Source organism: Pseudoalteromonas sp. SG43-1, assembly GCF_014164415.1.
In the GTDB taxonomy this organism is placed as follows: Bacteria; Pseudomonadota; Gammaproteobacteria; order Enterobacterales; family Alteromonadaceae; genus Pseudoalteromonas; species Pseudoalteromonas distincta.
Genome location: NZ_JACJFD010000009.1, coordinates 29,030 through 49,310 on the forward strand (window position 1 = coordinate 29,030; position 20,281 = coordinate 49,310).

Consider the following 20,281-nt stretch of genomic DNA (forward strand, 5'->3'; position numbering starts at 1 on the left):
AGGGGTATCCAATTAATTACTGCGTTTAGCCAGTTTTAGTCAGCTAAAATTCTAAATTCTTTTTGGGCAATTAAATTACCTTGCTCATCAACTACATCAACACGCCAATGACCTGTTTGTGTGTTCATTATATTTTTTGTTGAGTACGTTCTGTAACGAGGCGAAGTAACATTAAGTGTAATTTCAGCCATCGTTTCACCTTCAAACGACCAAACATGCTTAACTTGCTGGCCTTGAAGGTTTTTAATCTCGCTAAAAAACGATAACCCTTCCTCAAACTGGCTTAACCTAATATCAGCAGCAAACACATTAGTAGGCTCACGCTTACTTACTTTACGAGTAAGTACCGCACGACTAATTTTACCCGTGTCTATTTGCGCGCCCAATGCCACACTTGCCACATGTGCTGTAGAGGAAAAACCTTCAGTGCCACTCAATGCGCCATCATCACTTTCTAACTCTAAAAGTAAGTCACTTTGACTAGCAGGCTCAGTTACGTTTTGGGCTTCTGCGGTTTCTTCTTGCACATCATTATCAAGGTTTGAGTTTAACTCTGTATTAATACTTTCGCTTTGATCAGTAACAATATCGTTGTTAGCCAACAAAGCTGGGGCATTATTTACAAGGTCTACTTCGGTAGGTGTATTACTTGAAATGCTTAGTTGAGTCTCATTTTGCTCAGCTAACAAAGGTTCAATACTCGCTTGAGTTACCTCTGCAGACTCAGCTGGGGTATTGTTTACTGATGATTGAGGCTCAACATCCATTACCTCATCGCTTGTTTGGTTTTCAGCGTTACTGCTGAAACTTAAGAATTGTTCCTGCTCATTTGGGTGCTCACCTTGCTCTGCATTAACAGAGGTGGTTAAGCCATAAACAACTGCTGCAGAGGTCATTAATACCAACATAGCAATACTCACAATACGACGCCAATTCCACTCGTAGCTTACCGTTGGTACGCTCTGTTGTAATTCGCGTTTAACATTTGCTTTTATAACTATTTTTTGACTCATATTGACCTCAGCGGTTCCTAAATTAGCTTAAACGAGCAATTAACCATTGGCGAATAGCTTGCAATTCTTCTGCGCAAACTTGATGAGCCATTGGGTATTCTTGCCAGCTTACATCCATGTTATGTGCTGTTAATACTTCAAACGCATTTCTACCCGCACTGTGCGGTACAACGTTATCTTGGCTACCATGAGCCATAAATACGTTTAAATCAGTATGTTTTGCTTCATCAGCAAATTTGTGTGGCACACACATATAAGTAGAAAGCGCCATAACACCCCCAAGCTTTTGCTCAAAGCGCGGCGCTAAATGCAAAGACACAACACCACCTTGAGAAAAACCAGCTAAAATTATTTTATTAGCAGGAATGCCATTAGCAATTTCTTTATTAATTAACTCTTCTACCTTTGCAGCAGAATCTCTTACGCCTTGTTCATCGGCACGCTTATCTAATTCTATAGACTTAATATCGTACCAAGAGCGCATTTCCATACCACCATTTATGGTGACCGGTTGCACTGGCGCATGCGGAAAAATAAACCGTATACCAAGCTCGCTTGGTAAATTTAGCTGCGGTGCTACAGGTGCAAAACCATCACCTGAATCACCTAGGCCATGTAACCAAATTACCGTTGCTTTGTGTTCTGATTGTGCCGGGTATTCTACAAATTCTAAACTCATAGTGATGATTGCCACTTAATTTCTTGGCCTGCTTGGCGAGTAGATGCTTGGTTCATAAATTCCCAAAACTCAGCGCCAGAACGATTATCAATCCATTGACCGTCACGCATTTCAAAATGATGTCCGTTAAACTTAGTCGCAACCCATACTTGATGCAAAGGCGCTTGTTTATTAATTACAATTTTACTTTTATCAGCAAATATAATTTCTAAAATACCTTGTGCCGACTCATAATCTAAATCAGCTTCGCAATCATCAACTTGCTCTTCAATTGTGAACATAAGAGCTTCGGCTAATTGGTGATATTCGTGTTCAGTCATTGTAATTTTCCTTTGCAGGCGAGCCGCCTAATATTGGGTACATTTTAGCTTAAAATTAGCTTTAAAAGTGTGCAGCTAGTGTAACAGGAATAAAATCATCCGCGAATAGCTGCATTTTTTAGATATTCTGTTACTCTGCGATTATAAAGCCAGCAACCATATTAATCTAATGAAAGCGACACATACCTTACAATTAAAAAAACTATTAATAAGCACTGTACTGCTAAGCGCATTAGCTGGTTGCGGACAAAGTGGCCCTCTTTATTTACCAGAGCAAGAAGTTGATCAAAATCAACCTCAAGAAACAGTTGAACCAGTAACTGCTTCAGAGCAAAACAACACGCAACAAAGTCAGGAGCAATAAATGGATTATTTTAACTACCAAAACAACCAATTATTTGCCGAAGACGTAAGTGTGGCCGCTATTGCTCAGCAATATGGTACGCCTTGTTATGTGTATTCGCGCGCGACCTTTGAACGTCATTATTTAGCCTTTGCTAATGCCACTAAAAACCATAAAAGCTTGGTTTGCTATGCCGTTAAAGCAAATTCTAACATTGCAGTATTAAATATTTTAGCGCGCCTTGGCTCAGGTTTCGATATTGTATCGAAGGGTGAACTTGCACGTGTAATAAAAGCCGGTGGCGACGCCTCTAAAGTCGTTTTTTCGGGCGTGGCTAAAACAGCAGACGAAATAGCTTATGCGCTAAAACTAGGCATTAAATGCTTTAATGTTGAGTCGGCCTCTGAGCTTGAGCGTATTTCTGAGGTTGCTTGCGAGTTAAATTTAGAAGCGCCTATTTCTATTCGTGTTAACCCTGATATAGACGCAAAAACGCATCCGTATATTTCTACCGGTTTAAAAGAAAATAAATTTGGCATTGATATTCAAACAGCTGTGAGTGTTTATCAACATGCAGCGTCTTTACCGGGTTTAAAAATTACCGGTGTTGACTGCCATATAGGTTCGCAACTAACAGAAGTAAGACCCTTTTTAGAAGCGTTAGATAAATTAATGGCGCTAATTGATGAGCTAAAAACATGCGGTATTGAGCTTACGCATTTAGATATTGGTGGTGGTTTAGGTGTGCCGTATAACAACGAGCAACCGCCACATCCAAGTGAATATGCAGCGCAAGTAACTGAGCGTTTAGCTAATTACAAACATCTTGAGCTTATTTTTGAGCCTGGCCGCGCTATTGCAGCCAATGCCGGCATTTTAGTAACCCAAGTTGAATTTATTAAGCAAAACCAAGATAAGTTTTTTGCCATTGTAGATGCGGGTATGAACGACATGCTGCGCCCTTCGCTTTATCAAGCATGGCAAAAAATTATTCCGATATCGGTGCGAAACGACGACACCCCAACACATAATTTCGATATTGTTGGCCCAGTATGTGAAACCGGTGACTTTTTAGGTAAAGACCGCGAACTTGCACTTAAGCAAGGCGATTTACTAGCTCAGCGTAGTGCAGGCGCATATGGCTTTACTATGAGCTCAAATTATAACTCTCGCCCACGTGTTGCAGAAATAATGGTAGATGGCGAGCAGCACCACCTTATTCGCCAACGCGAAACGATAGAAAGCCTTTATCAGGGTGAGAAAATTTTACCATAAACGTTTTTGTCTACTAGCTGCTCTGTGGCATGATTAGCACAGAGCAAAACCGAATTAGAGCGCTATGTTAGTTAATTTTTCCAAAATGCACGGCTTAGGTAACGACTTTGTTGTGATTGATAACATTACACAAAATGTTTTTTTGTCGCGAGACCAAATCAAAAAACTGGCAGATCGCCACTTTGGCATTGGCTTTGACCAATTGCTGATGGTTGAAGCACCATATTCACCTGATCTCGACTTTCATTATCGAATTTTTAATGCCGATGGTACCGAAGTAGAACAATGCGGTAACGGCGCACGCTGTTTTGCCCGCTTTGTACGCATGAAAGGCCTTACTAACAAGCACAAAATTAGTGTATCGACTAAGTCGGGCAACTTAACGCTCTACATAGAAAAAGACGGTCAAGTAACTGTTAACATGGGCCATCCTAATTTTGAGCCAAGTAAAATTCCGTTAAAAGCCAGCAAACGCGAGCTTACTTATATTATTAGAACGCAAGAACACACTGTATTTAGTGGCGCGGTATCTATGGGTAACCCGCATTGCGTGCTAGAGGTTGACGACGTAACCACCGCGCAAGTTGATATATTGGGTCCATTACTTGAAAACCATGAACGCTTTCCCCAAAAAGCGAACATTGGCTTTATGCAGGTTGTATCGCAAGAACACATTAAGCTAAGAGTGTGGGAGCGCGGCGTTAACGAAACCCTAGCCTGTGGCACAGGTGCATGTGCAGCGATGGTGATTGGTCATATGCAAAATAAACTATCAACAACCGTTCAAGTAGATTTGCCGGGCGGTACTTTGCAAGTGCGCTGGAGTGGTGAAGGTCACCCGGTACGCATGACTGGTCCCGCAGAGCATGTTTTCGACGGACAAGTAGCACTATGAGCGAGCTAAGTACAGAGCAGATTATTAATTACTTACAGCAACATCCTGACTTTTTAGTTCATCACCCCGAGCTACTCGCACAACTTGAGCTGCAACAGCAAGCTCAAGGTGCAACGTCACTAGTACATATTCAGCAACGTCAATTACGCGAGCACAACACGCTTTTAAAAAGCCAAATAGATGCTATGAGCAAGCATGCAACGCAAAACGAGCTCGTATATCGTTTGTTTAGCCAATGTCATCGCCAGCTTTGGAATCATGACGACTTTGACACTCTTGCAAATAATCTACGCAATATAATCTGCTCAAGTGAAGATGTTAACGACTGCAAATTAGTAAAATATAATCCCGAGTACGACGAGCTTATTGCGCATCGCCTTACCCATTCTGGGCATTATTTAGGGCGAATTAATAAACAAGAGCGCGAACAATTATTTAGTGAAGATACACAATCCGTCGCTATTTATTTAATTGGCGACACCAAGCACCCTATCGCTATTTTGGCGTTTGGTAGCAATAACGTAAACCATTTTGAGCCCGCGCAAGATAACCTGTTTGTGCTCGACTTTATAAACGCATTACACCTGCGGTTACAAAAACTAGCATGAGTGACGAGGCGCCTAATATTACCGCGCTAAGCGACCACTGGCGTACACCCATAACGCTATTTAGCGATTATTTAAAGTTTGAAAAACAATATTCAGCGCACACAGTTAATCAATACGTAAGCCAACTTGGCTTTGCAGCCCTTTATTTTAGCAAACTATGTGATGACTGGTTTGGCGTACAAGGCGAACATATTCGCCGCTACAGCATGGCACTGCGATCAAAGCAATTAAGTGGCCGTACAATTAGCTTAAAGCTCAGTTGTATTCGCAGCTTATATAAGTTTTTAAAAGCAAAAAATATTGCCGAGCAATCGCATTACCATAATCCGGCAATAGGTATAAAAGGCCCTAAGTTTGCAAAGCCCCTACCTAAGAATCTCGATGTAGATCAAATGGCACGCTTGCTCGAAATACCCGACGACGAACCTCTCGCAATTAGAGATAAAGCAATGATGGAGTTAATGTATTCATCAGGGCTGCGTATAAGCGAGTTAGTTGGCGCTAACATGCAAGATATTAGCGCTGCCAATGGTGAAATTTTAGTGCGTGGTAAAGGTAATAAAGAGCGATTAATTCCGGTGGGCAAAAAAGCGTTAGACGCATTAAAAAAATGGCTCACAATACGCCCTCAGTTTGCAAAGCCCGATGAAATAGCAGTATTTTTAAGTAGCCAAAAAAACCGTATTTCGATTCGCCAAGTGCGCCTACGCATGCAAGAGTGGGGAATAAAACAAGGTATTAGCTCGCAGGTTCATCCGCATAAGCTGCGCCACTCGTTTGCGTCACATATTTTAGAATCATCTGGTGATTTACGCGCTGTGCAAGAATTACTAGGGCACAGCAGTTTGTCGGCTACACAAGTGTATACGCATTTAGATTTTCAACATTTAGCCAAGGTGTACGACAACACTCACCCTCGTGCAAAAAAACGAACTGATTAGGTAAATAAATATGATCCGATTTAATCGTGCTATTAAGCCATTTTCTGTCATGAGCTTTGATTTAGACGACACTCTTTACAACAATCACCCCATTATAAAAGCAGCGGTTAAAGCGCAGCAAGATTATTTAAACGCGCTCCCTAGCTACTTAGCCCAAGGCCAAAAATACTGGCAACAATGCCGCAATGAAGCCGTATTACAGTTACCTGAACTTGCTGATAACGTCACTAAATGGCGCCAACATACACTGCGCTTAGCCCTCTCTAAACTAGATTTGAACGAGCAAGAGGTAGAGTACCATGCCGATGCTGCCTACAACGCCTTTGCCGATGCGCGCAGTAAAATAGTGGTAACCGACGACGTACTAAAGCTGCTAGATAACTTAGCCCAGCACTTTACGCTGGTTGCTATAACTAATGGTAATGTTGAAATTGAACGCTTTAACTTACACAATAAATTTGAACTCGTGTTACAAGCCGGTATGCACGGTAAAGCAAAACCTCACAGCACCTTATTTGATAAAGCCGCCGAGCACTTAAACGTTGCTAAAAGTGAAATTTTACATATTGGCGATAGCCTAGATACCGACGTACAAGGCGCAAATAATGCCGGTTGCCAATCGGTATGGTTAAACGATCAAGGCGCCAATTATGCTTATAAAGGGCTGGCTGATATTGAAATAGCCAATATTCATGCCTTAACGCACTTTATTAAATAATACCAATTGCATTAAATAAGAGGTCACAATGAGCCACTATACCAAGCTAATTACCTTGCTATTAATTGGCTCACTTAGCCTTAACGCTTATTTATTGTGGCCGCAGCCCGCGCCAACCAAAGTACAAAAAACGCAAGGTGCTGAAAAAAGCATATCGCCTAAACAACAAAATACGCTATTAAATACGGCAAAGCAGCAGTTTAAAAAACACCAATTTGAAGCCGCACTTAGTAGCTATCAACAACTCAAAAACAGCAATCCAGAAATCGCAAAAAACCTTTATTCATCGTGGCTAGTGCAGCTTAAAATATGGCTAAATAGCAATTTATTACTCAGCGAGTCATTTCTCAATGCGCTATTAAATAACAGCCCTTATAACGTAGAGTTACTTAATTTACAGGTTGAGTATTTAATAAATAGCGAGCAAACACAAAATGCCATTATTGCTTTATTTGAGCTTAATTCATTACTGCCTGCTGATCAGCAAAGTAATGTAAATACACGTTTAAATACGCTCACTCAAAACGAATTACACACATTAACTGAGCAACAAAATTGGCAAGCTATTATTGAGCAAACACAAATTTGGCTTGATTATAAAAGCGATAACGCGCAGTTTTTATATCCGCTTGCGTATGCCTACTATCAGCAAGGCGATTTAATTAGCGCACAAGCAACCCTTGATCGAATGCCAAACCAGCACAATCTAAAAAGCCAAGTGCAAACACTGCAAGCGATGATCAATAAAGCACAATCGCAAGACGACTTTGTTGCTTTAACGCCTTACGGCGCGCATTACTTAATAAACACCGAAATAAATAACAATCTATCGACCGAACTAATGATTGATACAGGCGCAAGCGTAACCTCGCTACCTACAAATATTATTAAGCAAATTTCGCCAAGACCTTTATATTTAGGCGATGTAACGGTAAATACAGCGAATGGTCAAATTGTTGTAAAGCGTTATCAAATTGAATCGTTTAAAGTGGGCTCGCAAATTATTTATGGTTTTGAAGTGCTAAGCATTGAAAACACCCGTGGGCAAGGTTTGCTAGGAATGAACTTTTTATCGCGATTTAAATTCAATATAAATCAGCAAACAGATGAGCTAGAGTTGAGCGCTAAATAATTAAAAACCCAAAGGTAACACATGACACTAAATAACTATTTAAAAGCACTTGCTGAAAACCCAAAAAGCATTCAATTTACCGATACAATGGCCGTGATAGAAGCAAATTACGACTTTACTGCATGTGGCTTTAATAACCATGGATTACTTAGCGCTGCGAGTGAGAACAACGGCTCGTGTAAAATTTTTGCATTTGCTAAATTAAACGATTTAAGTAAACAAAATACGTTGGATTGTTTTGGTAAGTTTTACCGAGAAGACGTGCTGCAAAACCCTAAAGGGGATGATCATATGAACATTCGCACGTTTATGTTAGCACCAGAGGCAACACCTTTTTTAGGTATTACCTTTGAAGGCGAGCCACTAAAAGCAAAATAGCCAGCAAAAATTAAAGTGGTTTTTCCATAAAGTAACGCGTACCTGAGCGTGGGTAATTATTAAGTTGATACTTAACACTATAACCGCGCTTTTCATAAAAGGGTTTTGCTTGAAAATCAAGTGTATCAAGCTGAGCAGTTGTAGCACCTAGCTCAATAGCTGCTTGTTCAAGTGCCGTTAGCAGTTTATCTGCAAGCCCTTTACCTCGTGCAATATCGCTACACCAAAGCCAACTAATCATCAGCCAATTTCCAAACACACACCCACTAATACCGGCAACAAGCTCGCCCTGCTCATCAGTAAATTTATAGCCTAATGGCACTCTTTGCGCATCAAAATGCTCGGCGTTAAATTCAACCATTTGTGCGCGAAGCGCTGAGTTTAACGCATCGGTATTATCTACTTTTAATTGATACATTTATCGCCCTTAAAAAGCAGATACTAGCAAATTAGCTCAATCAATAAAGATTATTTTTACCATAAGGTACTTCAAGCATATTGCTGCTGGTTTTATCCGGCTGGCCGCACATTTCGTCGTAAGCGCTTGTTTGCCTTAACATCATCTGTGCGTACGCTATTTTTTCAAAACGCTTTTGAACATGCAGTGGGCTGAGCGCTCTTAAAAACTCACCGCTGTCTTCTGTTACATAATATTCAACGTTATTAATCATTACCGATACTTGATAAAGCGCCATATCTAACGAGTGAACAATAACTTTTTGTAGCGGCTCGTGCTTTTTTAACTGTGAAAATTTAATACCCATCTTGGCTACCTTTTTATATTTAACCTGAGTTCTGGTTATTTAACATTATCGATACGCAGCTTTGCTATAATCACGATCAAATTTTTATTAGCCGCTGGCGTCACACGTTATGAGCACAAAAATCCGACTCGCTAAATATATTGCCCATGCAGGTATTTGTTCTCGTAAACAGGCATCGCGTTTAATTGATGAAGGTGTAGTGACTGTAAATAATCGCCCAGCAAATCATATAGATCACGTTGATGAGCAAGACACAATAATAGTGAACGAAAAAGAAATTAAAGGTGCTGCCGATTTAGTTTATTTTGCGTACCACAAACCAGTAGGTATTGACTGTAAATTAAATATTGATGACCCTGCCAGCCTTATTCACCATTTGCCCACACTCACCCGTGTTTACCCTATTGGTCGATTAGATAAAGACTCTCGCGGTTTGCTTATTTTGACCAACGATGGGGATTTTTGTAATCAACTAATACATCCTGACTTCCACCAGCCTAAACATTATTTAGTCACCGTAAATAAGCCTTTAGACGATGATTTTTGTAAAAAAATGGCAGCAGGCGTACCCGTTGATAAACACATAACCCTGCCTTGTGAGGTAAATAAAATAGCCAGTAATCAGTTCAGTATTGTTTTAAAACAAGGGCTAAACAGACAAATACGTAAAATGGCGCATTACTGCGGATACAAAGTAATTGACTTATTTAGAGTGCAATTTAGTGACCTCCCCCTTTCAAAGCTAAACCTACCTGAAAACCAATATATACAAATTAATAAAAACGATATTTCAAAAATCTAATACCAAGTCACTTAACTATATCTCAAAAAGTTAAAAATAAACTTGCAAAAATAGATTACAGGTGTAGTCTTAAATTAAAGATTACACTTGTAGGCGATAAAATGATTGAATTATCAAAAGCAGAGTTTGACGTGCTCGACGCACTTTGGATTAACTACCCCGCCACCGCGAGCCAAATAATTGAGCGCTTAAGCGACGATAAGCAATGGCACGAAAAAACCATTAAAACCCTGCTAGGTCGACTAGTAAAAAAAGGCGCACTTACATTTGAAAAAGAAGGTCGCCAATATATTTATACTCCCTGTATGGAGCGCGCCGACTACACCCTAAAAGAAAGCCAAAACTTTATTGAGCGATTTTTTAGTGGGCGTATTGCGCCACTTGTGAGTGGCTTTGCTAAATCGGAGCAGCTTTCTCAGCAAGATATAAACGAGCTTAAAAAAGTTATAGATGACTGGGAAAAAAACCAAAAGTAAGGGATTAACATGGTTATTCAAACTGGTTTTAATTGGTTAATTGAGCAGCAATTACTATTAAGCATTTTGTTTTGTGGTTTTATTTTACTCGAGCGATTTGCTTTAAAAGCCCTTGGCTCGCGGTTTGTATATAAATTAGCATGGCTATTACCTGCGGCATTGGTGATTGCTAATTTACCAAACGCAATTAAACCACTGCAAAACAGTAATATTAGTCACTACTTAATCACCCCCAACCAATCTTTTACAAACGAGGTAGGTATTAGCTGGGCGCTCATGTATGTACTTATTACCGCAGGGTTATTAATAGCTAGCTTTATTACTCACACCCGCTTTGTTAAAAGCCTGCAGTTAACTGAGTTAACACAATTTGAAGGCACTCTTACCGCTGATGTTAAAACTTATACCAGCCAACATGTAGCCACGCCAATGGTGGTCGGTATTTTAAACAGTAAGCTGGTGTTACCGAGTAACTACAATACCCAGTTTGATAAAGCCACATTAGCGCTTATTTTAGAGCACGAAAACGTACACATAAAACGCAAAGACAACCTAACAAACGCACTTATATTACTACCTACTATTTTACTTTGGTTTAACCCACTAGCTTGGTTTTGTTACGCAAGCATGCGCCGACTACAAGAGTTGACTTGTGATGAACGGGTACTTGCCAATAAAACCACACAACAACATATTTTATATAGCAAAGCCTTAATAAACTGCGCGGCAAATGCGCCCACAGGACTTATGGCTTATTCACACTACGGAGATAAAAAAACCATGTTACAACGACTAATTAATATAAAACACAGCGGGGAGCGTTCAAAGTTTGCTAAAGGTGGCTTATTACTTGTAGCCGCAAGCATGCTAAGCGGCTTAGCAATTGCAAAGCAACCAGAAGCAATGACTAAAGAGGATTACATTTCACCGACAATACGTATTGAACCTGCTTACCCAATACAAGCAGCTCAACAAGGGATCAGCGGCTCTGTTGTATTAAAATACGATATTGCAGCAAACGGTAAAACAAAAAACATTAGTGTTATTCAATCTAAACCTAAAGATATTTTTGATAAATCAGCGAAAGAGGCGCTAGCAAAATGGAAATATAAAGCATCTGATTCAGGTTTTGAAGATGTACTTGTACAACTAGATTTTGCGATTAATAGTGAAGTGGCGCCTACCGATTTAATTGAGCGAATTAAAGTATCGCATTAACGCCACGAGTTGTTCAAGACTACAAAGCAAGCGCCCTTTTAGGCTGCTTGCTTTGTGGTTTTAAAATATAAACCTACAAACTCACCACAATCATGGCAATGGCTGTACCCAAACCAATAAACCACACTAATGAGCGAATTATATCTAGGTTCATATAGTAAAATACGCAATACAAAATACGCGACACAATATGCGTAACCGCTAGCGATTCGGTCACTGCACCTACAGAGTTAGTGCCCAGCACAACTGCAATAGCGACAGCAAAAACAGCAAGCGATTCAAAACAGTTTTGATGAGCAGCGAGCGCCCGTGCACCAAAGCCGGTTAATTTTGTTTGTTGCGCCCTTGGGTGTTTATTGTCGTATCGACCCAATTTTGCCATTGCTATAGCAACCGGCACTTTTGCAAAGTAAGGCATTAATACCGCAAGTAATGCACATACAACTAATGTTGTCATAATTTATCCTTTTTATGTTTCGGATAATTTAGCATAAGCATAATAAAAAAGCCGCCAGATACGTTTTATGACAAACTCTGGCGGCTAACAATAACATCAGGCTTACTATAGCTAAATTTATCCTAAAACCCATGCGACATAATGTCGCAGATGATGAATATTCAACATCATAGTTAATGCATCGCTTTACTTCACAAAGCTTGTTAACTTTACTGCCTTACATTTTAACGATGACGACCATGACCTGGATATTTTTCACTTTTTTAGCCGCCTTCATGCAAGCATGGCGTAATGCCCTGCAAAGTAAATTAAGTAACGATGTGAGTGTGGCTGGCGTAACACTCTCTCGCTTTATTATCGCAGCCCCTATTGCTGGCGTGTATTTATATGGTTTGTATCAATATCAAGATACAGCCATGCCTACGTTTAATAATGCCTTTTGGGGATTTATTGTAGGCGCAAGTGTGATGCAAATACTTGCCACTGGTTTAATGGTTAAGTTATTTAAAATGAATAATTACGCCGTAGGTGCTGGTCTTGCCAAAAGCGAGGCGTTAGTAGCAGCCATTTTAGGTGTATTATTTTTTGGCTCGGCACTTTCTTTGCTCGGTTGGCTTGGTGTGTTTTTTGGCGCTATTGCCGTATTGCTACTCAGTGGCATAACAAGCGTTAAACACTTTAATGCTAAAACAGCATTACTAGGACTGGCTTGTGGTACTTGCTTTGCACTTACATCGCTGTGGGTACGAGAAGCGAGCTTAAATTCAGGATTATTATTTCCTCACTCAGCAGCTTGGGTTTTGCTGTTTGTAATTAGCTTACAAACACTAATACTACTGGGCTATTTATTATTAAAAGAGCCGCAAACACTTAGTAAACTTTGGCAATACAAAGGTACTACAGCCGCAATTAGTGTTTTTAGTTGTGTCGGTTCTATTGGCTGGTTTAGTGCAATGAGCTTACAGCACGTTGCTTACGTTAAAACACTTGGACAGGTTGAAGTGTTTTTTACCATGCTAATTGCCGTTCTTTGGTTAAAGCAGCCACTTAAGAAACAAGATACTGCTGGCTTAATACTCATAGCCATTGCCGCTGTTTTGGTTATGTTGCCGAATTAAGGGCATAAAAAAGCGCAGGCTTTTATACCTGCGCTGTTATAATTTTTATAGCTTTAAGAACTGGTTCTAAGAGCTGATTTTTAGTGTTATCACACCACTAATAATCATTAATACTCCCGCAATACGACCAAATGTAGCGGCATCGTTATAAAACAATATACCCACTAAAAACGTACCGGCGGCGCCAATACCTGTCCATACGGCGTATGAGGTACCCATTGATATTTGCCTTTGTGCAAGCCACAACATAAAACCACTAGCGACTAAAAATACCACCGCTATTGCTATACCTTGCCAGCGAGTATCAGCGTTTTGCGAAATTTTTAAGCCAATCGGCCAGCCAATTTCAAGTAACCCAGCAATAATTAAGTACACCCACGCCATTAAACGTCTCTCTTTTTAACAATCACTTCGTATAAATCTTCGCGGCGATCTTTTAAATTACGCACAGTGCCTTCGCTGTGAAGAATTTTAAGTTTATCCATATCAAGGTCACTAAATAGCAGCATTTCGGTGTTTGGTGTGGCTTCGTTAAGTGTTGCATCGTGCGGGAACGAAAAGTCCGATGGCGTTAATACCGCCGATTGTGAGTACTGCACATCAAGACTTTCTACCTCTGGTAAATTACCCACCGAACCTGCAATAACCACATAACATTCGTTTTCGATTGCACGCGCTTGTGCACAGTGGCGCACACGTAAATAACTGTTTTTAGTATCAGTCCAAAATGGCACAAACAGAATATCTAACCCTTGTTTGGCCAATATGCGTGAAAGCTCTGGAAACTCTACATCGTAACAAATTTGAATACCCACACGACCGGCATCGGTATCAAACACGGCAATTTTATCGCCGCCTTGAATAACCCAATCGTTTTGCTCATGCGGGGTAATATGAATTTTACGTTGCTCGTCTATCTTACCGCTACGATGGCATAGGTAACTTACGTTATAAATTTTATCATCTTCGGCAAGTGGCATAGAGCCGGTAATAATATTAGCGTTGTATTCTATTGCCATACGCGACATGGCGTTTTTAAACGTTTCGGTATATTCCGCTAAATAGCGAATCGCTTCTGTTTGATTACTTTGATTCCCTAGCCCCATTAGTGGCGCATTAAAAAACTCAGGGAATAGTATAAAGTCACTTTTGTAGTCAGATACGGTATCTACAAAGTATTCAACCTGCTTTAGCATTTCTTCAACCGATTCAACACAACGCATTTGCCATTGCACAGCACCTACACGCACGATTGATTTAGTTGACTCAAGTACCGTGTCTGTTGGCTCATACATAATGTTATTCCACTCAAGTAAAGTGGCGTAACCAACGGACTCTTGATCCTCCGGTAAATACTTTTTAAGTAAGCGTTTTACCTGAAAATCGTTAGATAACTGAAAGCTCAAAATAGGATCGTATAATTCTTTTTGATCTACTTTTGCAATGTATTCCATTGGCGTCATTTCACTGCTGTGATTGTAATAACGCGGAATACGCCCACCAGCTAAAATAGCGCGTAAGTTATATTGGCGGCACAATTCTTTACGGGCGTCATAAAGGCGACGACCTAAACGCATGCCTCTGTGACTTTCGCTAATAGCAACATCTAAGCCGTATAGCGCATCGCCGTCGGTATCGCTAAATACACGGTCGTGACCGTCTGCAATATCTTCGTATGTATGCGGGTTTGAAAAGCGCGTGTAATCAACCTGCACGCTTAATGCTAAGCCCACCAGCACGCCGTCATCTACAATACCTATTTGCCCTTCAGGAAATTGGTCTATTAATCTAAAAATGGTATGACTTGGCCACGCACCGCCTAAGTCGGGATACGCTTGATCCATCAAGGTTTTAATTTGCGGATATTGCTCTCTGGTTAAGTTACAAATTTCAAGATGGGTTTTTTCTGCCGACATACACAACTCCTTTGGGCATAAGAAAATAAAAGCCGAATGTACGTTAAAGTACACTCAGCTTTGTATCATGTTTTTTACGTTACGCGTACTACTTTAAGCTACGATAAAAAAGTGTGGTTACTTTCTCTTTTGGTAACCAGCCTGCGTATTCAAGATTCAGCTCAGCCAATGGATCGGCTTTAAGTACTTGCTCTAAGCTTGCATTATTTTGCATTGCTTTTAGCATTACGTCTTTCGCGTTTTGAACTAGCTTACCATACGCTATCAGTCCTGAACGGTCACTTACCTTGCCGTGTCCTGGTATTACTTTAGTGTTGTCGTCAATTTGATTAACTACATCGTTTACTGCCGCTAAAATACCATCAACGCTGCCGCCGCTATCTACATCAACAAACGGTAAGCTGCCAAAATTAAAGTAAATGTCGCCCATGTGCACTATGTTGTCGTTACTAAAAAAGATAACCGAATCGCCATCGGTGTGTGCATGTTCGTAATGCACTACATGGGCGTGTTCGTTATTAAAATGTAGTTTTAAGTCATGACCAAAACTAATGCGCGGTAAAAAGTCTGACCCCTCCCCGTGCTGCTCTTCTAAACGTTTGTGTACATTGTCGTGCGCTATAACATGCGCACCCGCTTTAGCAAAGTTCTCGTTGCCACCGGTATGATCGCCATGATGGTGAGTATTAATGACAAACTCTGCACTGCCTGGTTTTAAATCGCTAATGGTTTTTTTAATATCATCTGAGAGCTTGGCAAACTGATCATCAATAATATAAATGCCATCATCACCTACACTTGCTGCAATATTACCGCCTTGCCCAAATAGTACGTATACATGCTCACTTAGCTTTTGTGCTGTTACTGGGCCATCATCTGCTTGCGCTGTAGTGCTTAGTAATAAACCTGTTATTAATGCGGGTAGTATTTTTTTCATTTTAGTTCTCTGTTGTTTTATTGGTAATTATATAGAACGTGTTTAGCTATACTTTAGTTCATCGTGTCGGCTTTATTACTATTTGATGTATTAATTCTTGAGGCAATAAAGGTGTATGCTTACCTTCAACGTAATCACTAAACCCCGCTCTGTAAAATTCAGAAAGAGGGTGCCCCGATTGCCCACCCGGAATAGCCATAATTGCATGTTCTAAATGCCCAGGTTGAGCAATAAAACGCTGCGATGCGCCAAAACTACGCCCTTGTACGGCGGGCATATAACTATCACCAAAACCCGCTGCTGTGGGCATATTTAATAACTTAGCAAGTAACGGCATTTGCTTTGCAAACGGATGCTCTATCACTAACTCATTTACCTTGCCCCACTGCCAGTTTTGTACGTTATTACCAAATTGTTCTGTAAGCTTAGTAATAGTTTGGCTAAATGCTCCTTGTAACTGCTCATCCCAGCTTTTAAATTGTGGGTTTATCCATGTGTCGGGCCTGTTGTTTATAAGCTGCCAAACAGCGGGCTCTAAATCTCGTTTTACGTATTTAAGTGTGCCTTGTTGTTTATTTAATTCATCTTCCATACTGCTAAATAAAATATTAATCACTTCATCGCGGTAGCGCTTAACTAAGGTATACCCTATGGAGGTTGAACACGCACATTGCTGCCAGTTTTCAAGCGCTGTTATATATTGCTGATTTTTAGTTGTATCGGCTTTTAATTGCTTTAATAGCAGAGCATGCCAAGGCATTAAAAAGCGAGCTTGGTTATCAAGTTGTAATGCGTAAAAGTCGCTCTCAGCAAATGCTTGTTTTTCAAATAATCTATCGCGAATTTGACTCGAACGTGCGCCGAGTGCATAGCCACCATTACCAAAACGCGCGTCATCCTCAGCCGATACCACGCGAGAATTACCAGTCCATAATCGACCGTTTTGCGGGTTTTTAATAAAAGGGCGTTGTAATTCATTTTGCTGCCAAAGCGCTGAGTAGTCATCGGCATTTACGCCAAGCTCACTTGGCGCTTTACGAGCCGGTATACCGCCCATGTTTTTCCACGCTGCGCTACCAAGGCTGTCTACCACCATAAGATTTTGCACCGGAATGCCCACATCGCTTGCTACAGCAAGTGCATCATCTACCGTTTTGGCTTGCTCTAATTTTAATAACTGCATATTAACGGCATAAGGCTGATGGGCAGCCCAGCTCAACGCATAAGGTTTTTCGTTAATATATTTTACAGGTCCGTATTCACTGAGTATTAATGAATAGTTTTCAACCTCCCCATCGGGTAATGCAATAGGTTCATCTACTTGCCATGTTTTACTATCATCGTTTAATGCAATCCAATCGGCTGTATCTAAATAACCGTTAGTAAATCCCCATGCAACATTGTTGTTAGTGCCAACAACAATGGCAGGTGCGCCGGGCAGCGATACACCGGTTACCTGAGTCTGCTCACCACTGTGCATGTAATTTAATTGTGCCCTGTACCAAATTACAGGTACTGCCATCGATAAATGCATATCATCCGACACCATACCACCCCCTGTTTTAGTAAGCGCCCCTGTAACAGCCCAGTTATTACTGCCGCGCTCTTGGTTTGATTCAATACTTTTAACTATATGCTTTGTTTGAGTTGGAAAGGTAGGTATGCCGTCGCTATAAGGCGCTAATTTACTGCCATCAAGCGCGGCTTGGTACTTACTCGGTTGCGTTAAAAAATCAACCATTTGCTTTGTGTACGCTTGCTCAATTTGAATAAGTGCTTGGTCGCGCTCAAATGTGGCGCTTTGTAAATCAAGGTACATGCTAAATATCACAAGTAGGCTGTCTTCACTTAGCCATGGCTTTTGCGCTGCACCGGTTAGTAAATATTCAAAGCTTGAATACCCTACTTGCGCTAAGCCTTCGTTTACACCTTGAGCGTAACTTTTAAGTAATTGCTTATCGGTCTCAGGCAGGGTTTGTAAAATAATTTGGCTGCGTTTACGTAATTGATGATAACGCATTTTTTTATCGAGCCCCAACGCTGCTTGGCCAAATAATTCACTTAACTCACCTGCGGCATTACGCCTTAGTAAATCCATTTGAAAAAATCGGTCTTGCCCATGCGCATAACCTAAACCGTAGGCGGCGTCGTTTCGGCTATTGGCGTTTATTACTGCTTGCCCTAATGCATCTCGCGAAATTTTTACAGGCTCTGCTACCGCGTTACTGCGTCCGTTTCCATCAAGGGCGGGTAAACTTAAACTAAGTACCCCATAAACAACAGCGGTACTTGCCAGCCCTAATATCACAATTAATAACAACAAGCGTTTGATTACTTTAAACATCACCGTTTCCTTTGCACGTTTTGACCAAGCGTTAAGCACATATAATAACCACAGTTTTATTAAATAATAATGTTCTTGCTCGCAAAGGGTGAAATAAACATCAAAATCCACGATAATGTCAGCTCCACACATCGTGCAGAACTAGTTGAGATCAATATGACTGAAAAAACATTTATCAAAGGTAAAGACCGCGACCTAGAATCGTCAATCTCTACCATGCAAAACAAGCTTAAAGCCCTAAACATTAATGTTGAAGAAGCGCTTTGGCTTAACCCTGTAGCTAACTGTTATTCGGTTCATATAAAAGACAGCGACTGCGGTGTTATGTTTACCAATGGTAAAGGCGCAACCGACAAAGCATCTATTGCTTCAGCACTCGGTGAATACTTTGAACGTTTAAGCTGTAACTACTTTTTTGCAGACTTTTATCTAGGTGAAGAATTTGCTAATGGCGAGTTTACTCATTACCCAAGCGAAAAATGGTTTAAAGTTGAAGGCGATGAAGTGCCAGAGGGCATTATGGATGAAAGCTTATGGGATTACTTTGACCCAGAGCGCGAACTAAACGCATCACACCTTTTTGATTTTAACTCAGGCAATATCGACCGTGGTATTTGTACCCTGCCATACACACGCCAACGCGATAACCAAGACGTATACATTCCGGTAAACGTTATCGGTAATATTTTTGTATCTAACGGTATGAGCGCAGGTAACACCAAGTTTGAAGCTCGCGTACAAGGTTTATCAGAAGTATTTGAGCGCGCAATTAAAAACCGCATCATCGCCGAAGGTATTTGTTTACCAATCGTGCCTGAAGATGTTGTTAAGCAATACCCTAAAATTCACGAAGCGTGTGAAGAACTTCGCAGCCATGGCTTTCATTTACGTATTGCCGATGCATCACTTGGGGGTAAATACCCTGTAATGAGCGTAACGCTTATTAACCCAACAGATGGATCTGTATTTGCTTCTTTTGGTGCTCACCCATCATTTGAAGTTGCGCTTGAACGTACCGTGACTGAGTTACTACAAGGTCGTCGTCTTGATCAGCTAGATGTATTCCAACCTGCAACATTTGATAACGATGAAGTAGCAACACCAGAGAACATTGAACTGCACTTTATTGATTCAAGCGGTTTGATTTCGCATGATTTTTTCCGTGCAAAACCTGATTTTGAATTTGTACACTGGGACTTTAGCGGAACAACTGAAGAAGAATATAACTTCTGTACTGACCTAATTCATAGCATGGATCATGATATCTACATCATGGATTACACGCACCTAAACGTATACGCGTGTCGTATTTTAGTACCTGGCATGTCTGACATTTACCCTGTTGATGAGCTTATTTGGCGTAACAACAACGAAGGCGCAAAATTTCGCGAAACATTCCTATCGCTTGATCAGTACGATGCAGAGCAATGGATGGAAATTTACGACAGCCTAGAAGAAGCAGGCCACAGCGATATTATCCGCGCCGCAGAATTTATTGGCCTTGCAACCGATGCCGACACACCATGGCACACACTGCGTATAGGTGAGCTTAAAGCACACCTATGTTTAGCTGCAGGCAGCGAAGAAGCCATTGATTGGGTTGACTGGATACTTCATACAGGCCAAGTAAACGAAGAGGCAATGCGCCACTTCCGCTGTTTAAAAGCAGTTCTTGAAATTAAATACGATGACGAGCGCGAATACGCTGATTACCAAGATGCGTTAGGCTTAATGTTTGGCGCTAATAATGTAGCGCTGGCTATAGAAATTGCCGAAGGTAAAAAGCAGTTTAACGGTTTAACTTTCCCTGGTTTATCGCTTGAAGGCTTTAAAAAGCATGCGGCGCTACTTGATGGTTACCGCAAGCTACATGTAGCAAAGCAAAATCACTGGGCGCGTGAAGTTAGCGACTCGTAACTCGCTAAACTACTAATTATAAAAAATAAA

The 20,281-nt window shown here is 40.8% G+C and carries 23 protein-coding genes; 13 read left to right on the forward strand and 10 right to left on the reverse strand.

Features of this window, described 5'->3' with window-relative positions:
- Positions 1-35 precede the first annotated feature (35 nt).
- From H5159_RS08605 to cyaY, 3 genes are read right to left on the reverse strand one after another with little or no spacing between them, the layout of a single operon-like run.
- Positions 36-1,013, reverse strand: a complete 978-nt coding sequence (locus tag H5159_RS08605) for a DUF2914 domain-containing protein (protein ID WP_182780140.1) — start codon at positions 1,011-1,013, stop codon at positions 36-38.
- Between the two features lie 22 nt (positions 1,014-1,035).
- Positions 1,036-1,692 carry an alpha/beta hydrolase gene (locus H5159_RS08610; protein ID WP_182780141.1) on the reverse strand — a complete coding sequence of 219 codons (657 nt, stop codon included), beginning with the start codon at positions 1,690-1,692 and terminating at the stop codon, positions 1,036-1,038.
- The gene (cyaY, locus tag H5159_RS08615; RefSeq protein ID WP_058547701.1) at positions 1,689-2,012 is read right to left on the reverse strand and encodes an iron donor protein CyaY; all 324 of its coding nucleotides are present in this window, start codon (positions 2,010-2,012) and stop codon (positions 1,689-1,691) included. The genes H5159_RS08610 and cyaY overlap by 4 nt, the downstream gene beginning before the upstream one ends.
- A gap of 169 nt (positions 2,013-2,181) precedes the next feature.
- Between cyaY and lptM the strand changes: the two genes are divergently transcribed.
- The 8 genes from lptM to H5159_RS08655 all read left to right on the forward strand — a co-directional run bounded on the left by lptM (position 2,182) and on the right by H5159_RS08655 (position 8,302).
- Positions 2,182-2,376 (forward strand): LPS translocon maturation chaperone LptM, encoded by a 195-nt coding sequence (gene lptM / locus H5159_RS08620; protein WP_058547702.1) that lies wholly within the window; start codon positions 2,182-2,184, stop codon positions 2,374-2,376.
- Entirely contained in the window at positions 2,377-3,630 is a 1,254-nt protein-coding gene (gene lysA / locus H5159_RS08625; RefSeq protein WP_058547703.1) for a diaminopimelate decarboxylase, read from the forward strand.
- 64 nt (positions 3,631-3,694) lie between these two features.
- Positions 3,695-4,525 carry a diaminopimelate epimerase gene (gene dapF / locus H5159_RS08630; RefSeq protein ID WP_002960987.1) on the forward strand — a complete coding sequence of 277 codons (831 nt, stop codon included), beginning with the start codon at positions 3,695-3,697 and terminating at the stop codon, positions 4,523-4,525.
- Entirely contained in the window at positions 4,522-5,133 is a 612-nt protein-coding gene (locus tag H5159_RS08635) for a DUF484 family protein (protein ID WP_182696170.1), read from the forward strand. Before dapF ends, H5159_RS08635 begins: the two co-directional genes overlap by 4 nt.
- Positions 5,130-6,074: a tyrosine recombinase XerC gene (locus tag H5159_RS08640; protein WP_182780142.1), complete on the forward strand. Its 945-nt coding sequence runs from the start codon at positions 5,130-5,132 to the stop codon at positions 6,072-6,074. Before H5159_RS08635 ends, H5159_RS08640 begins: the two co-directional genes overlap by 4 nt.
- Before the next feature lie 10 nt (positions 6,075-6,084).
- On the forward strand, positions 6,085-6,792 hold the full coding sequence (locus tag H5159_RS08645; protein ID WP_182780143.1) for an HAD-IA family hydrolase: 708 nt from the start codon (positions 6,085-6,087) through the stop codon (positions 6,790-6,792).
- A gap of 28 nt (positions 6,793-6,820) precedes the next feature.
- Positions 6,821-7,924: a retroviral-like aspartic protease family protein gene (locus tag H5159_RS08650; protein WP_182753008.1), complete on the forward strand. Its 1,104-nt coding sequence runs from the start codon at positions 6,821-6,823 to the stop codon at positions 7,922-7,924.
- A 21-nt stretch (positions 7,925-7,945) separates the two neighbouring features.
- Positions 7,946-8,302: a HopJ type III effector protein gene (locus H5159_RS08655; RefSeq protein ID WP_002960998.1), complete on the forward strand. Its 357-nt coding sequence runs from the start codon at positions 7,946-7,948 to the stop codon at positions 8,300-8,302.
- Positions 8,303-8,312: 10 nt separating this feature from the next.
- Here H5159_RS08655 and H5159_RS08660 read toward each other — a convergent pair whose 3' ends face one another.
- Both H5159_RS08660 and H5159_RS08665 read right to left on the reverse strand, forming a co-directional pair.
- A complete protein-coding gene (locus tag H5159_RS08660; RefSeq protein WP_182749145.1) occupies positions 8,313-8,720 on the reverse strand; it encodes a GNAT family N-acetyltransferase in 408 nt (135 codons plus the stop codon).
- Positions 8,721-8,760: 40 nt separating this feature from the next.
- A complete protein-coding gene (locus H5159_RS08665) occupies positions 8,761-9,066 on the reverse strand; it encodes a DUF6482 family protein (RefSeq protein ID WP_002961002.1) in 306 nt (101 codons plus the stop codon).
- Between the two features lie 109 nt (positions 9,067-9,175).
- On the opposite strand from H5159_RS08665, the gene H5159_RS08670 reads away from it, so the two are divergent.
- The 3 genes from H5159_RS08670 to H5159_RS08680 all read left to right on the forward strand — a co-directional run bounded on the left by H5159_RS08670 (position 9,176) and on the right by H5159_RS08680 (position 11,562).
- Positions 9,176-9,868 carry a pseudouridine synthase gene (locus H5159_RS08670; RefSeq protein ID WP_182780144.1) on the forward strand — a complete coding sequence of 231 codons (693 nt, stop codon included), beginning with the start codon at positions 9,176-9,178 and terminating at the stop codon, positions 9,866-9,868.
- A 101-nt stretch (positions 9,869-9,969) separates the two neighbouring features.
- Positions 9,970-10,344 carry a BlaI/MecI/CopY family transcriptional regulator gene (locus H5159_RS08675; RefSeq protein WP_007377323.1) on the forward strand — a complete coding sequence of 125 codons (375 nt, stop codon included), beginning with the start codon at positions 9,970-9,972 and terminating at the stop codon, positions 10,342-10,344.
- A gap of 9 nt (positions 10,345-10,353) precedes the next feature.
- Positions 10,354-11,562 (forward strand): TonB family protein, encoded by a 1,209-nt coding sequence (locus H5159_RS08680; protein WP_182780145.1) that lies wholly within the window; start codon positions 10,354-10,356, stop codon positions 11,560-11,562.
- A 73-nt stretch (positions 11,563-11,635) separates the two neighbouring features.
- Here the strand turns inward: H5159_RS08680 and H5159_RS08685 are convergent, their stop codons facing one another.
- Positions 11,636-12,019 carry an MAPEG family protein gene (locus H5159_RS08685; protein ID WP_182692774.1) on the reverse strand — a complete coding sequence of 128 codons (384 nt, stop codon included), beginning with the start codon at positions 12,017-12,019 and terminating at the stop codon, positions 11,636-11,638.
- 239 nt (positions 12,020-12,258) lie between these two features.
- On the opposite strand from H5159_RS08685, the gene H5159_RS08690 reads away from it, so the two are divergent.
- Complete coding sequence (locus H5159_RS08690) at positions 12,259-13,137, forward strand: EamA family transporter (protein ID WP_409072613.1); 879 nt, start codon at positions 12,259-12,261, stop codon at positions 13,135-13,137.
- A gap of 66 nt (positions 13,138-13,203) precedes the next feature.
- Here the strand turns inward: H5159_RS08690 and H5159_RS08695 are convergent, their stop codons facing one another.
- The 4 genes from H5159_RS08695 to H5159_RS08710 all read right to left on the reverse strand — a co-directional run bounded on the left by H5159_RS08695 (position 13,204) and on the right by H5159_RS08710 (position 18,334).
- Positions 13,204-13,521, reverse strand: coding sequence for a multidrug efflux SMR transporter (locus tag H5159_RS08695; RefSeq protein WP_002962354.1), 318 nt, complete (start codon positions 13,519-13,521; stop codon positions 13,204-13,206).
- A complete protein-coding gene (locus tag H5159_RS08700; RefSeq protein ID WP_024595458.1) occupies positions 13,521-15,053 on the reverse strand; it encodes a bifunctional GNAT family N-acetyltransferase/carbon-nitrogen hydrolase family protein in 1,533 nt (510 codons plus the stop codon). The genes H5159_RS08695 and H5159_RS08700 overlap by 1 nt, the downstream gene beginning before the upstream one ends.
- 88 nt (positions 15,054-15,141) lie before the next feature.
- Positions 15,142-15,990, reverse strand: a complete 849-nt coding sequence (locus tag H5159_RS08705) for an MBL fold metallo-hydrolase (protein WP_039486908.1) — start codon at positions 15,988-15,990, stop codon at positions 15,142-15,144.
- Positions 15,991-16,048: 58 nt separating this feature from the next.
- On the reverse strand, positions 16,049-18,334 hold the full coding sequence (locus tag H5159_RS08710) for a penicillin acylase family protein (RefSeq protein ID WP_182780146.1): 2,286 nt from the start codon (positions 18,332-18,334) through the stop codon (positions 16,049-16,051).
- 156 nt (positions 18,335-18,490) lie between these two features.
- Between H5159_RS08710 and ycaO the strand changes: the two genes are divergently transcribed.
- Positions 18,491-20,251: a 30S ribosomal protein S12 methylthiotransferase accessory factor YcaO gene (ycaO, locus tag H5159_RS08715; RefSeq protein WP_024595461.1), complete on the forward strand. Its 1,761-nt coding sequence runs from the start codon at positions 18,491-18,493 to the stop codon at positions 20,249-20,251.
- Positions 20,252-20,281: the final 30 nt, after the last annotated feature.

Coding starts and splice junctions, on each gene's coding strand:
- H5159_RS08640 (WP_182780142.1), top strand. CDS start 5,130: ATGAGTGACGAGGCGCCTAATATTACCGCGCTAAGCGACCACTGGCGT.
- lysA (WP_058547703.1), top strand. CDS start 2,377: ATGGATTATTTTAACTACCAAAACAACCAATTATTTGCCGAAGACGTA.
- H5159_RS08650 (WP_182753008.1), top strand. CDS start 6,821: ATGAGCCACTATACCAAGCTAATTACCTTGCTATTAATTGGCTCACTT.
- H5159_RS08675 (WP_007377323.1), top strand. CDS start 9,970: ATGATTGAATTATCAAAAGCAGAGTTTGACGTGCTCGACGCACTTTGG.
- H5159_RS08685 (WP_182692774.1), bottom strand. CDS start 12,019: ATGACAACATTAGTTGTATGTGCATTACTTGCGGTATTAATGCCTTAC.
- H5159_RS08605 (WP_182780140.1), bottom strand. CDS start 1,013: ATGAGTCAAAAAATAGTTATAAAAGCAAATGTTAAACGCGAATTACAA.
- dapF (WP_002960987.1), top strand. CDS start 3,695: ATGTTAGTTAATTTTTCCAAAATGCACGGCTTAGGTAACGACTTTGTT.
- H5159_RS08695 (WP_002962354.1), bottom strand. CDS start 13,521: ATGGCGTGGGTGTACTTAATTATTGCTGGGTTACTTGAAATTGGCTGG.
- lptM (WP_058547702.1), top strand. CDS start 2,182: ATGAAAGCGACACATACCTTACAATTAAAAAAACTATTAATAAGCACT.
- ycaO (WP_024595461.1), top strand. CDS start 18,491: ATGACTGAAAAAACATTTATCAAAGGTAAAGACCGCGACCTAGAATCG.
- H5159_RS08680 (WP_182780145.1), top strand. CDS start 10,354: ATGGTTATTCAAACTGGTTTTAATTGGTTAATTGAGCAGCAATTACTA.
- H5159_RS08705 (WP_039486908.1), bottom strand. CDS start 15,990: ATGAAAAAAATACTACCCGCATTAATAACAGGTTTATTACTAAGCACT.
- H5159_RS08610 (WP_182780141.1), bottom strand. CDS start 1,692: ATGAGTTTAGAATTTGTAGAATACCCGGCACAATCAGAACACAAAGCA.
- H5159_RS08665 (WP_002961002.1), bottom strand. CDS start 9,066: ATGGGTATTAAATTTTCACAGTTAAAAAAGCACGAGCCGCTACAAAAA.
- H5159_RS08690 (WP_409072613.1), top strand. CDS start 12,259: ATGACCTGGATATTTTTCACTTTTTTAGCCGCCTTCATGCAAGCATGG.
- H5159_RS08645 (WP_182780143.1), top strand. CDS start 6,085: ATGATCCGATTTAATCGTGCTATTAAGCCATTTTCTGTCATGAGCTTT.
- cyaY (WP_058547701.1), bottom strand. CDS start 2,012: ATGACTGAACACGAATATCACCAATTAGCCGAAGCTCTTATGTTCACA.
- H5159_RS08700 (WP_024595458.1), bottom strand. CDS start 15,053: ATGTCGGCAGAAAAAACCCATCTTGAAATTTGTAACTTAACCAGAGAG.
- H5159_RS08710 (WP_182780146.1), bottom strand. CDS start 18,334: ATGTTTAAAGTAATCAAACGCTTGTTGTTATTAATTGTGATATTAGGG.
- H5159_RS08660 (WP_182749145.1), bottom strand. CDS start 8,720: ATGTATCAATTAAAAGTAGATAATACCGATGCGTTAAACTCAGCGCTT.
- H5159_RS08655 (WP_002960998.1), top strand. CDS start 7,946: ATGACACTAAATAACTATTTAAAAGCACTTGCTGAAAACCCAAAAAGC.
- H5159_RS08670 (WP_182780144.1), top strand. CDS start 9,176: ATGAGCACAAAAATCCGACTCGCTAAATATATTGCCCATGCAGGTATT.
- H5159_RS08635 (WP_182696170.1), top strand. CDS start 4,522: ATGAGCGAGCTAAGTACAGAGCAGATTATTAATTACTTACAGCAACAT.